This is a genomic window from Enterovibrio norvegicus (genome assembly GCF_002876705.1).
Taxonomy (GTDB): Bacteria; Pseudomonadota; Gammaproteobacteria; order Enterobacterales; family Vibrionaceae; genus Enterovibrio; species Enterovibrio norvegicus_B.
In genome coordinates, this window is record NZ_MDAG01000007.1 from 83,577 (window position 1) to 96,797 (window position 13,221).

Below are 13,221 nucleotides of genomic sequence, written 5' to 3' on the forward strand. Positions count from 1 at the left end.
ATGTTATAACATAACACAATGGACAAGACGGATCATCGACACTCGCTGATCAAAACGCAACAAAGCACGATACGTATCAACGGTGAGCAACAGAACGAAAAAAGCCATCTTTTCAGATGGCTTGTGTGTTTGTTTTATCTAGAGATTCACGGTGAAGTAATGTGAATGTTCCCAATAAGTGTTGCTAACTGAATAGAAAATCATCTGGATCCACAGCACCGACAAAGACGTTCTTCAACGCGATAGTAAAGTCGTAATCAGCCAATTTGATGTAAGTATAAGGTTCAGGACTAGGCTTGAAGATCTGCAGGTCATCAAAACTCACGTTAGTCTGCAGCACATCAAAATGGATAACATCAATACCTACTTCAAAATCTTCTATTATGAAAGGCACTTCAGCATAACGGGCGCTAGTTTCTTCCTCAAAAATAAAGGTATCTTCGCCAGCGCCACCAAACAGAACATGAGCATTTAGGGATGAAGACTGCGATACATTTAGCACAAATGTATCATCACCTTCTCCTCCATGGATGGTTTCAGTACCAGTGCCAGCATAAATGGTATCTTCACCATCACCAGCGTATATTTCATACTCTCCACTGCCAGTGTAAATAACATCGTCACCACCACCAGCATTGAGTGTTTCATCACCAGCATTATCTAATCGATAAACCTCTGATAGTGCACTGCCAGAAAAGACACCTTCGGAATCTGAGTCTTTCTGGATAATAATGTTCACATTGTCATCCGTCAGTGATGTCAACGCGACATTATTTAAGGTGATAGACTTTTCTTCAGATAGGCTAATAATAGTGCTTCCATCAATAACTGAAAGCTGAATGTCTGTTTCAACGCCGTCATTTGGCTTGTATACAATTTCAAGCACATCTTGCATTGGGTCAAAATCCTCAATCACATTGTGACCGAAGCTTCCATTGATGGAGAACACATCCTCCCCAGCCCCTCCCGAAATAACGTCATCTCCATTGCCACTTTCGATCAAATCTCGGTTATCCGTCCCTTCAAGCGTATTATTTCCATTATTTCCTACGAGATGACGTCCAAAACCGTCGTCGCCAACATGGAATTGAAATTGAGCAGCCGATAAGTTACTAGCATTGTAATCATGTAAAGTAATGCTCGAAGAAAGTGTGCCGCTAGTAGGTAAGGTAATAACGGTATTCTCACCAGCCTGCATAATCTCTAGATCGTTAAAGCTATAAAGGGAGCTGAAATCGCTAATATTGATAACGCCAGAATCGTCAAAGCCATGAATACTATCGTGGCCAAAGGTCTCGCCTTGAAGGAGTCCACTTCCAAAGAAAAACACCGTTTGTCCTGAAGATATGTATGTATCGTCGCCTTGGCCACCGTCTAACCAATTGATTCTGCCAACACCTTGAAGTGTGTCGTTGCCTGCTCCACCAATGAGTACGTTGTATTCACCAGTTTCACCGATAAGGTTAAAGTCAATATCTTCCAAACTGATCGCCATAAGATCAGCGTTTTCAAACAACACCGTATGATTATTTATATTGCCATAAAGATTCAGAAGCGTGTCTGACCCTTGTTCAACAAGGTAAGTATCTTTAAAGTTCTTAGCAATATTCGACGAAGATTTTAAAGTGACATTCAGCCTGTCCATACCTACTTCAAAGTCCTCAACTCGATCAATACCATCCGACCAATCAAATACAAACGTATCTTTGCCTTCACCACCTCGAAGATTGTCGTTACCTCGACCAGAAATCAATGTATCTGCACCATCACCACCGTCGAGAGTATCATTCCCGACACCACCGTCGAGCACATCATCCCCAACGCCGGCTTTCAGTATATCGTCGCCACTGCCTCCGAATAACTGGTCATTACCGCTTCCTGTCGATATAGAATCATCACCTTTATGAGTCGAAACGATGTCATTTCCTTTACCAGTAACAATAGCATCACTGTAAATCCCACCAGATACAGTAAAGCTAGCATTATCAATGGAAATATCATGTGGTGAAGTATTTGATAGATCCAATGAAATAGATATATTTTCTAAATTAAGATCTTCCTGACTAACGCCTTTGAGAGTGACAATTGATTTATCACTTAAGTTATAATATGTATTGCCATTATTAAAGTCGACACCATAATCATCCGAACCTGAAAAAGAAATAATCAGTTTTTCATTGTCAACATCAAAATCTTCTATGTTTATTTCTTTATCTTTAGGTCGTCTCACACTGTCAAATAGTTCAATGTCGAAAGTATCATTTCCCTCTCCACCAAATAACGTCGTTTCATGAGCATTGGCATCAGACCAATTACTCACCTTTAAAATATCATTGCCCTTTCCGCCATATAAGGTGTTTACACTGTCACTGAAACTTAACCCATTAACGATGATATCATCACCATCACCGCCATATGCAAGATTGTTTCCTTCACTGGCGCTGATGTAGTCATCACCTCCGCCTCCAAACAGTTGATCGCTTCCACTCCCTCCCAAAATTGTGTCGTCACCTTCACCACCATCTAGTATGTCGTCTCCAAACTCCCCATAGATGAAGTCATCACCCTTTAGTCCATAGACAGTGTCGTTTCCACCCCCTCCCCAAATTCTGTCGTCACCTTCACCACCATCTAGTATGTCGTCTCCAGACTCCCCGTCGATGAAGTCATCGCCCTTTAGTCCATAGACAGTGTCGTTGCCAACCCCTCCATGAATTGACTGGTTTCCTTCATTACCAAAGAGTTGGTCGTTTCCTTCGTAACCAAAAATAGTGATAGCACCTTTACCACTGACAATCTGATTGTCAGTGTCGTCTCCAACGAGATATCCCTGATTGTTGGTGTACGCTTGACCGTTTATGATAAAATCAGACTCCGACAAGGTTGCGGCATCAACATTTTTGAGCGTTATGGAGTTAGTGTAAGGGCGGGTTATGAGTGTATCAGAACCAACTTGGGCGATATCTAAACGATCGAAGTCTATTGTTGTCCATATCTGAATCAAGTCTTCATTGAGCGTAAAATCCTCAACAATATAATGCTCAAGGTCATGCCCATGCCCATAATCAAAATCGAAAAAATATTCAGATCTTAGACTTTGACCGTTTATTTGTGAGTATGCATCACCAAATGAAAATATATCTTCACCAGCACCGCCATACATTGTTCCTTCAGTCTTATCTTGATTAACAAGAACGTCGTTTCCATCCCCCCCTATGCTCGATTTTGTTTTCAAAAAGAACTCAAAATCTTCAGGGTTAATATCTTCCTCATTGGTATTTTCTAGTGTAATAGACACATTATCATTCAACGTTATTTTTAAATCATCCAACTGCTGAACATAAGTAACATCACCAACATTGAAGCTCTCTCCGGTATAAAATACACGTATTTTGTCAACGCCAGGCTCAAAATCAGTAATCACATCATGATCAATGTCATCATGATCAAATCCGTTGTACCTCGTTACATAATTATGTCCGTCACTTGCAGGGGAATAGTAATAACGCTCACTCGACTGTCCAATAGAAACACCAAAGACATCACTCCCTTCACCTCCAGTCAGCACGTCCGTTCCTAAGCCACCAGAGAGGTAATCATCACCCTTGCCGCCATTGAGAACATCATTTTCATCACCGCCCAATAGGACATCGTTTTCATTAACTGGAAGATTGTTCTCCCCCGAGTTAACTAGCTGTTCTTTCCAAATACCAAGCTTTTCAACATACGCGTCGGCAGATTGGAAAACGAAATTCTCTTCAGATAAAGCAGACGGCGTGGTCTTGTTTAAGGTGATAGTGGAACCAGTGGAAAGCGTGATGACGGTGGTCGAGCCAACCTTTTGGATATCCAGCTCATCGAAGCTGGTGTGGATCGCGCTATCAATGCTGATGGTGTCGACACCCGCGTCAAAATCGACAATGCGATCATCACCAGAGTCATTTGTGGTGCTGTCGCCCAAAATGGAAGAGCCAAAGTGGTAGATATCAGCGCCAGCTCCACCAACAAAAAACTGATCTCCCTCATTTCCCGAAAGAAAATCATCACCATCGTTACCGTAAAGCCGCCCATTACTTGCCACATCGCCAGAGATCTGAAGTACATCATTACCAGAGCCGCCTAACAGCTTGTCATTCTCTCCACGGCTTATGAGTACATCATCGCCAGAGCCACCGCCGAGGTTGTCGTTTCCGAAGCCTTCAATCAGGTCACTGCCGCGACCGCCGACGGCGGTATCGCCCGTCGCTGTATCTAGAACAATGTGGTCGTCGCCACCACCGCCTGTGATGTATTGTGGCTCTTCAACAGGCTCGCCTGTGTCATCGCCCCAAATCCCAAGTTTGCTCTGATACTCCTGACCACCTTGAAACACGAAATTGTCAGCGCTCAGTGCGGTGGCAGTGGTGTTGTTCAAGGTGATGGTTGCCCCTGTAGAGAGCGTGATAACAGTGGTGGGTCCAACTTGTTTGATGTCGAGTTCATCGAAATGGGTATGAATCGCAGGGTCAATACTGATGGTATCAACGCCGATCTCAAAATCGACAATACGATCATGCCCTGAGTGGGTCGTTGGGCTGGTGCTGTCATATTTTGGGTCTGAATCTAAGATGGATGAGCCAAAGTGGTAGGTGTCTGCACCGCTACCACCTGTAAAAAATTGGTCGTTATGATTGCCTGAGAGGTAATCATCACCATCTCCACCGGAGAGTTTTGCTCCGTCACCGAGGTCGCCAGCAACGTGAAGCACATCGTGACCTTGCCCCCCATTTAACGTTTTGCTTCCCAAACTGACGAGCACATCGTTCCCACGGCCCCCGCCAAGATTGTCGCCGTCGTTACCCTCTAGCCAATCACTGCCTTGTCCACCAAAAATGGCCGTATCCGTGTCAGTGTCACCGCTGATAAAATCGTTGCCACCACCCCCGTATATGCGGGTTGGTGTGTTTTCATCCGCCGTAGTCCCTTCGAGGTTTGAAGCGTAGATGACGTCGTTGTCGCTTGTTCCTTTGATAGATGCCATTTTTTTGTCCTTATTGTTATCGTTTTCATATGCACAGATTTAGAGCAAAGTAAGCTGTGCATCTTTGGCAGTATCGTATTCGAAGCGGCTATAGATATGATGTTGCAACTATTGGACATTTCCTCGTTAAGTCGGTTTATAACAAGTGTCCCATAATCGGAAAAAGAAGAGTAAAGGTGGACTAGTTAGAAGCGACGTTAAGTGGTTGATGAAACGCAAATATTCATATTTTAACAACGAAAAAAGCCATCTTTTCAGATGGCTTTTTTGCTTTACTGGCTTCCAAAAACCTTACGGCTGTTGGCGCGTCGCCGTTAGTACGATTTCACGGACACACACATTCTGTGGTTGGCTGTATGCGTAAGTCACGGCATTGGCAATGTCATCTGCCGCGAGGATGCCACCCATGTCTTCTTTCCAGCTTTCATAGCCCGCTTTGATTTCGTCACTGGTGGTGTGAGAAAGCAATTCGGTTTCTACTGCGCCAGGGGCAATGGTGATCACGCGAACGTTTGCTGCTGCCACTTCTTCACGGACGTTTTCAGAAATAGCGTGTACTGCGAATTTTGTGCCGCAGTAAGCCGCGTGGTTCGGGAAGGTTTTACGTCCTGCCACTGAACTGATGTTGATGATGGTGCCGCTGTTGCGCGCAATCATTGGCGCTAGCACCGCTTGCATGCCGTTCATCAAGCCTACTACGTTCACGTTAAACATGGTCTGCCATTCCGCCGCGTCTTGGGTTGCCATGTCGCCCAGCAACATCACACCTGCGTTGTTAACGAGCAAATCCGCTTCGCCGTACATGGCTTCTGCTGCTGCGATCGCGTCATCAAAAGAGGCTTTATCAGTGACATCCACGTGTTTGCATAAGGTGTTTGGTAGGTTTAAGGCTTCTAAGCGATCAACACGGCGCGCAAGCAGTAATAGCGGATGACCTTGTGCTGAGAATTGTTTTGCGATCGCTTCACCAATGCCAGAGCTTGCGCCTGTGATAACAACTAGCTTTTTCATGTTCTACCTCGATCAGATTATTGGTTTTGTTATTGCGTGTTTATTAAGTGTTTCTTATTGAGGCTGCATTCTAAATAAGTCATGATTGTTGATATATATGTCACAATAAAACTCAGTGTTGCATTATGAGCACCAATAAAGACCCATTGAACGACAACCTTGCTGATATCCGCGCCTTCGTAGCGATAGCCGAATCAGGCAGCTTTTCCAAAGCAGCTGAAAAGCTTGGTGCATCGCGTGCGCACATGTCACGTCAGCTTAGTCAGCTTGAAAGCCGCCTCGGTGTGCAGCTCATTATTCGTACCACCCGCTCTCAACGTTTAACCACGGCAGGTGACGCCTTGTTTACACGTTGCCAAGCGGCGATGATGCAGATTGATGATGCCATTTCAGATGCGATTGATGATTCCGACCAACTGCGCGGTCGCATTGCGGTGAACTGCGTGGGAGGCATATTAGGAGAATCGCTGGTGGGTGATGTGATCCACCGCTTTTGTTTTGACCACCCTGATATTCATGTTGAACTGGATTTCAGCAGTGAACGGGTTGATCTGATTGAATCCCGTTTTGACCTCGTACTGAGAATGGGCGCGTTGAATGATTCGCGATTGATTGGTCGCTACTTGGGAGACATTGAAATCGGCACCTACGCAGCACCGCATTATTTGTCGCAGCGCGGTCGTCTTGCACACCCACGAGATTTGCAGAAACACGATTGTTTGACGGGATCGGTAACACGTTGGCGATACGTGAAAGTGGATGCGCATTCTCAACATGTCGATGTGGACGTGAAAGGAAATTTACAATGTAAAAACGGCCACGTGTTAATGAGCGCATCGTTGCAAGGAAACGGCATTTGCCGACTCCCAGCGCTCTACTGCGAAAGCCATGTTCAAGCGGGCAGATTGGAAAACGTATTTACCGATTGGGGGGTGGAGAAGGTGCCCCTGTACTTGCTTTATCACAAAGATCGCCACCAGCCGAAACGACTAAAAGCCTTGATACAAAGAATGGTTGCCGAGGTGCCACCTCAACTGTCTTAGGTGCCTCTTCAGCTGTCTTAGGTGCGTCTTTGTCTCGTTCAACAGAATTATATTTACTGATATATAAAATAAGTAAGTACTTGCTCACTGAATCCTGATAGATATAAAAAAGCCACGCTCGTTGGCGTGGCTTTTGCGCTTTTTTTACTCGTTTCTCGCTTCAGGCTTTTGCCATCAGCGATGACGTTTTACACCGTTCCCGAGGCTTTCTTTTGAGGGCAGATGTGTTCGTAACTCGGCGACGTCTCTCGTGCTTCCTCGCCATTCGGCGAAGTGTCGTCATCAGGCAGCACAATGCTATCTGCCATCGCAGACTTTTCAGCCAGTGCGATATCATCATCTTCTGTGCGCATGTCTTCGGTGAGGCTCGCAAAGGTTGTCTCAGTCGCCAGCGCTTCTTCTCTCGCTGCACGTTTTGTTTTGCGCTTCTCAAGACCTGCAAGCCAGATAAGCGGTACAACGATCAACGAGGTTCCAACAATCATCAGCATGTCTGGCACTTCACCAAACATCACCAAGCCAACACCAACCGCACACACCAAGCCGCTGTATTCGGCGCTCGCAATTTTGCTGCTTTCTGCTGCACGATAAGCAATCACACACGTGGCGGCGTACACCAGAATAAATGCGGTTGACCCAGAAGCACGTAGGAACAAATCCATGCTAAACGGCACACCTTCGTACAACGCCAATCCTAACGCGACAGGAATACCAATGAGGTTATGCAGTAATAACGTTTGCGGTACCGTCTGCTCACGCGGAATTTTCGGGATCAACAAGTTGTTCACCGCGAGCGTCACCGCCACGATCATCGCTGAAATAGCCGCCCAGCTGAGATCTGTCGGGCGCACCAAAAGCAACACACCGACGAAACCCACCACCGCCGCAATAATGGATGCCGTTGACAGTTTCTCACGCAAGAAAATCGCCGCCAGCGGAAGCATGATCAAGGGAGCAGCATAGAAGATCGCATTCGCCGTTGCCAATGGCATGGTCGTTAACGCAATGACGGAGAAAAACACACCCACCAACCATACGTGTGCACGCAACATGTGCCATTTAAGCCCAAGCGTCAGGTTTTTCTTCGGTGCCGTTAAACAGAAAGGAAGCAAAATGAGAACGGCTGACACCTGGCGAAACAGTGCAAATTGAAAGATAGCGCCATCAGCACCGCCCTCCATGGTTTTTACCAGCGCGTCAGAAAACGTCGCGGCAAGGTTGCCAATCACCAATAAGGTCATGGCCATCCCAACTGAAATATTACGCATGATAAAGGCTCCTGTTCATGTCGTATTTCCTCTCTCACGATGCTGCGGCAATCAAAACTCAGGGAGTTCTGACATACAACCTCATGAGAATAAGGGCCAAAAGATCTAATCTAGATCACAGAACAGGCATAGTAGCGTGAGCTTATCATGACGTATAATGATGAATATTCGTTATTCATGAGTTATTTCGATAATGAAATTTCCCCCTCTTCGCGCTGTGCAATATTTCGATGTCGTTGCTCGATTGAATAGTTTTTCAAAAGCAGCAGAAACACTGAACGTGACGCAAAGTGCAGTGAGCCACCAAATTCGGCTACTTGAAGACTTTTTAGGGGAATCCCTGTTTGAGCGACAAGGGCGCAATTTACAACTGACGCCTGTAGGACAGCGCTATTACGATGACGTAAGCGACCCACTTCAAGCCATTGGCCGAGCCAGTCATCAAGTACGTGAAGGGGAATCCGGCCAGTTACGTCTCGCGGTATTTAGCTCGTTGGCCGTGAAGTGGCTAATGCCACAATTGGCAGATTTTCGTCAAAAACACCCTGAAATCGACCTTTCCCTTGAAATGTTCGCTGACCACCCAAACCTGTCAGACAAGCTTGCAGATTGCTTCATCATCGATTTCGAACCGGGCAAGAACTATCAATACGATTTGCTCTATCACGAATATCTTTATCCCGTATGCAGCCGTAAAATTTGGCAACAAATCAAAGATAAACCGCTGCCAGAAGCCATGTGGGACTATCCCCTGCTGTCAGTGACCTCATTGATGGAGAACGATTGGGGGCAATGGTGCAAACTGGGCGGTTTCCCGCTGCCAAACACTGTCAAAATTCATGCCTTTAGCCACATGCTACTCGCCACAGAAGCGGCACGCTATGAGCAAGGGATCACCTTGTTGAACTATTACTTCATGAATGAAATCGACCGCGAACAGTTAGTGCGTATTCCTATGCACGAAATGCCCACGGGCGACAGTCTCTACTTTGTGTACAAAAAGCACCGCGCACGTCAGCCAGATATCGTGAAGCTAGGTCGATGGTTGCAGCAAATTTCGGCACAAGGTGAATCTCAGCCGTCATCACATGACAAGTAATACGCGCAACTTAAAAGCCGTATTTTGAGCGTTTAACCCACCATCCTTGTCTCATCGCGAGACATCGCGCTTTCATTCTCTTTTGAAAGACGACGTGAGATACGTCATTTGTAGACACACTCCCCCGCTAAACAGGCATTTACGTCAATTCTGACTAAACTTATTTGTGAACCATTTTTCTTACATGTGAGTATTTCTATCCACTAACCGACAGGGCGATACGACTGATGATGCCAGTACCGTCAACATTAACGAATTTCGCTCTTCCTGCCATGCAGAAAATCGCACGTTTACTGGTTGGTGCGCTCCTGTGTTTTTTCTCGATGTTTCCCTCGGCGACATTCGCCGACACCCACAAATCAGAATACGGGTATTCCGATTTGTACGGCGAGCTCACGCCCTCCCAAGTTTATGAATTAGTGAAAAACATCGATGCGCTGGTCATGCGTTATGCGCAGAAACACCGCCCTCAAATAGTTAGCGCGTTACCGACCGACCCCATTCGAGTGTCCAACTACACACCCGAGCAGGTCTTCGTCGCATTGCTTGCACTGAGCGACAACATCGACAGGTTTCTGCAAGCCAATCATCTCCCTCTGATCAAACGCATCGAACGAGAACAAAACAACGCCATTCCGGCAGAAGTCTATTTGCAAGCAGGCTTATGTTTAGATTCGCTGATTATGGCAATGTCGCGGATAGAAAACGGCAAATCGTTTGGCGATTTTTACGCATTAAAAGAAAGCGACAAAACAAAAGCACCCTCTGACGTGTATGCCCTTGTTGATCTTGTTCATCGAAAATTGTTCGTGTTGCTCGACGCCGGTTCACAGCAGCAGTAACCCCTTTACGGAAAAGGTAAGAAACAGTGATGAGACTGCCTATTTTACATCTAACCATTGGTAAGCGCCTGGTATTGGGGTTTGGCTTGGTCCTCGCCATCATGGGGTCTGCCATCATCTTCTCTAACAGCCGATTGGCCGAGTTGCAGCGTGTTGAAGACAATCTGGTGAATGACACCTTCCCCACAAGCCTTGCTGGCAGTGCCTTGATGGGAGAAATCAACAAGTCACTTGCCGTGCTGCGAGGCTATCTTGTGTTGGGGGATGTCAGCTTAATTGCCGAAAGACAAAACGTGTGGAAGAACATTGACGCCCAAGTTGCCATTTTGAAAGCCAACGAGCTTTCACAAATTGAAGCGGGCTATCAAGACGTACTGTTTGAACTTTCAAAGACACTTCAGCAACTTCGCGTGGCACAAGATGAAGCGGAAAACATTGCACATTCTGTGGATGAGCAACCCGCCACCAAGATTTTCGAGAATGAAACCCTACCTGAAATCACTCGCCTGCTGGCGACACTCAGACAACTTACCACCATAGAACAGACATTGCCTGCCACACCAGAGCGCAAGAAAATGCTGGGGCATTTTGCAGAAACCAGTGCGTCATTCTCCCTCGCCCTCTCCTCGGTTCGCTCTTACCTGCTCAGCGGCGACCCGTTATTTAAAGCAGGCTACTTGCAACATTGGACAACCAATAGCACGAGTTTTTACACCATTGAAGATAACCAACATTTGCTGACGTCCGAACAGTTAATGCTCTTCAATCAATATGCACGTCAACGTGCTCGCTTTTCTCCCTTGGTCGAACGTATGTTTGACATCCGTGATTCCGAACGCTGGAACATGTCGCAGTACCTGGTGGGGAGCAAAGCCTCGCCAATTGCTGACCGTTCACGGGAACTGGTACAGCAAATGATCGACATTCAAAACGTGGCGCTACAACAAAACGTCAACCAGTTAAAAGCATGGAACGCCTCTGTCGTCATGGTGCTTAGGCTGTCAGGTATCATTGGGCTGTTGATTGGCGCCGTGATCGCCTTTGTGATCACACGATCGGTTGCGAGGCCATTACTCGGCACAACACGCCGACTTGAAGACATCGCCAAGTCTGGCGACTATTCAGTGCGCTTGAGAGTGCGTGGCAATGACGAAATAAGCCAATCAGCCGCGGCATTCAATTCCTTAATGGATTCGACACAACGCGCGCTGAGCGAGATGAACAACGTGATGAAGCGCCTATCCGAGGGCGATTTGAGCGTCAGAGTCAAAGGGGACTATCGTGGCGATCTGCTCGCCATCAAAGCACTGACAAACACCTCGCTCGACAACATTGAACAAGCAGAAGCCGCCAAGCTCGCCTTCGAAGAGGAAGCAAAAAAAGTCGCCGAAGAAAATGCGCAAGTACGCCAGGCGCTAGACAGCGCATCAAACAACATCATGTTGGCCAATGTCGACAACATTATTATTTATCTCAATGAAGCGGCGTATCAAATGCTGCGTGATAACGAGCGGGATTTCTCCAAGGAAATACACAACTTCGATTTGAAAAACGTCGTCGGACAGTCCATCGACATGTTCCACAAAAAACCAGCGCACCAACAATTTATTCTTGCTCATCTCGATGAATCTCATCGCAGTGAATTCACGGTGGGCGATAAAGTGATGGCCGTAAACGCTGTACCGATTTTCGATACAGACAAGCACCGTATCGGCACAGTGATTGAGTGGAAAGATCGCACCGCCGAAGTCGCTATCGAACGGGAAATTGACGCCGTTATCGTGGCAGCATCACGCGGGGATTTTAATCAGAAGCTGACCATGGAAGGCAAACAAGGCTTCTTCTATAACTTGGCTGAAGGGCTAAACACACTCACTCGCAACGTTGAAGCATCATTGGAAGACATGCAAACAATACTCGCCGCAGTGGCACAAGGTGATCTCACTGAACGCATGGAGAAAAAGTACGGTGGCAGCTTTGCCGCACTGAAAAAAGACACCAACCTGACCATTGATAAGCTGACCGAAGTGATCAGCAAAATCCGTGAAACCGCAGGCACCATATCAGCGTCATCACGAGAGATCGTAACGGGCAATCAAGATCTCAGCGCCCGTACCGAAGAGCAAGCAACGTCATTGCAAGCCACGGCCACCAGCATGGAAGAGATGACAGGCACGGTGAAGCAAAGCGCCGAGAACGCCCTCGCAACAAAAATGGTGAGCATGAAAGCACGCGAAAAAGCCCGCGAAGGCGGCCATGCGATTTCACGTACCATCACCGCGATGGAAGAAATCAGTGCGGCCAGCGATGAAATTGGCGAGATCATCGGCGTGATTGACGAAATAGCCTTCCAAACCAATTTGCTCGCGTTAAACGCCGCCGTGGAAGCCGCTCGTGCGGGTGAACAAGGCCGAGGGTTTGCTGTGGTAGCAGGCGAGGTAAGAAACCTTGCACAGCGCTCAGCAAGTGCGGCAAAAGAAATCAAAGAACTGATTCAAGCCAGCAACAAGAAGGTATGTATCGGCTCTGATTTGGTGAGTGAATCAGGCAAAACCCTCACTGAAATCGTTTCTATGGTGGAAGAAGTCGGCAGCAAGATGGAAGACATCAGCGATGCTGCGCAGGAGCAAAGTATCGGCATAGAACAAGTAAATTTGGCCATCACACGCATGGATAACGTGACTCAACAAAACGCCACCTTGGTGCAGCAAGCCACCACAGCCAGCGAGAACATGTGGATCCTGTCCCAAGACATGACCGAAATGATGGCCTTCTTCGACCTGCTTGAGGATAACCACCGACACATGGAAGGTCAGTACTCGGAAAACGACATTGAGGAAAATGGCTTCTTTGATGACGAAGACGCAAAACAAGGTTCTGCCATTGATGACGACGATGATGAATTTGAATGGGAAGAGCGAAGCTAGAAGCTAGAAGC

The 13,221-nt window shown here is 46.8% G+C and carries 6 protein-coding genes and 1 pseudogene; 4 read left to right on the plus strand and 3 right to left on the minus strand.

The annotated features are described in order from the left end of the window. Positions 1-184: 184 nt before the first annotated feature. Positions 185-5,020: a calcium-binding protein gene (locus tag BCT27_RS25390; RefSeq protein ID WP_133153369.1), complete on the minus strand. Its 4,836-nt coding sequence runs from the start codon at positions 5,018-5,020 to the stop codon at positions 185-187. 291 nt (positions 5,021-5,311) lie between these two features. Next, positions 5,312-6,031, minus strand: coding sequence for an SDR family oxidoreductase (locus tag BCT27_RS03520; RefSeq protein ID WP_017008976.1), 720 nt, complete (start codon positions 6,029-6,031; stop codon positions 5,312-5,314). A 125-nt stretch (positions 6,032-6,156) separates the two neighbouring features. Between BCT27_RS03520 and BCT27_RS03525 the strand changes: the two genes are divergently transcribed. Then, on the plus strand, positions 6,157-7,074 hold the full coding sequence (locus BCT27_RS03525) for a LysR family transcriptional regulator (RefSeq protein ID WP_102395053.1): 918 nt from the start codon (positions 6,157-6,159) through the stop codon (positions 7,072-7,074). Positions 7,075-7,481: 407 nt separating this feature from the next. Here BCT27_RS03525 and BCT27_RS03530 read toward each other — a convergent pair. After that, a pseudogene (locus BCT27_RS03530) lies at positions 7,482-8,342 on the minus strand (DMT family transporter); the annotation flags it as partial. 193 nt (positions 8,343-8,535) lie between these two features. Between BCT27_RS03530 and BCT27_RS03535 the strand changes: the two are divergent. The 3 genes from BCT27_RS03535 to BCT27_RS03545 all read left to right on the plus strand — a co-directional run bounded on the left by BCT27_RS03535 (position 8,536) and on the right by BCT27_RS03545 (position 13,210). Then, positions 8,536-9,441: a LysR substrate-binding domain-containing protein gene (locus tag BCT27_RS03535; RefSeq protein WP_102318071.1), complete on the plus strand. Its 906-nt coding sequence runs from the start codon at positions 8,536-8,538 to the stop codon at positions 9,439-9,441. 227 nt (positions 9,442-9,668) lie between these two features. Continuing rightward, positions 9,669-10,283: a type 2 periplasmic-binding domain-containing protein gene (locus tag BCT27_RS03540; protein WP_102318072.1), complete on the plus strand. Its 615-nt coding sequence runs from the start codon at positions 9,669-9,671 to the stop codon at positions 10,281-10,283. A gap of 29 nt (positions 10,284-10,312) precedes the next feature. Further along, positions 10,313-13,210, plus strand: coding sequence for a methyl-accepting chemotaxis protein (locus BCT27_RS03545; protein ID WP_102395055.1), 2,898 nt, complete (start codon positions 10,313-10,315; stop codon positions 13,208-13,210). Positions 13,211-13,221 lie beyond the last annotated feature (11 nt).

Bases quoted from the DNA above. Each gene is read 5' to 3' on its own strand.
- BCT27_RS03525 (WP_102395053.1), top strand. From the start codon at position 6,157: ATGAGCACCAATAAAGACCCATTGAACGACAACCTTGCTGATATCCGC.
- BCT27_RS03540 (WP_102318072.1), top strand. From the start codon at position 9,669: ATGATGCCAGTACCGTCAACATTAACGAATTTCGCTCTTCCTGCCATG.
- BCT27_RS03520 (WP_017008976.1), bottom strand. From the start codon at position 6,031: ATGAAAAAGCTAGTTGTTATCACAGGCGCAAGCTCTGGCATTGGTGAA.
- BCT27_RS03545 (WP_102395055.1), top strand. From the start codon at position 10,313: ATGAGACTGCCTATTTTACATCTAACCATTGGTAAGCGCCTGGTATTG.
- BCT27_RS25390 (WP_133153369.1), bottom strand. From the start codon at position 5,020: ATGGCATCTATCAAAGGAACAAGCGACAACGACGTCATCTACGCTTCA.
- BCT27_RS03535 (WP_102318071.1), top strand. From the start codon at position 8,536: ATGAAATTTCCCCCTCTTCGCGCTGTGCAATATTTCGATGTCGTTGCT.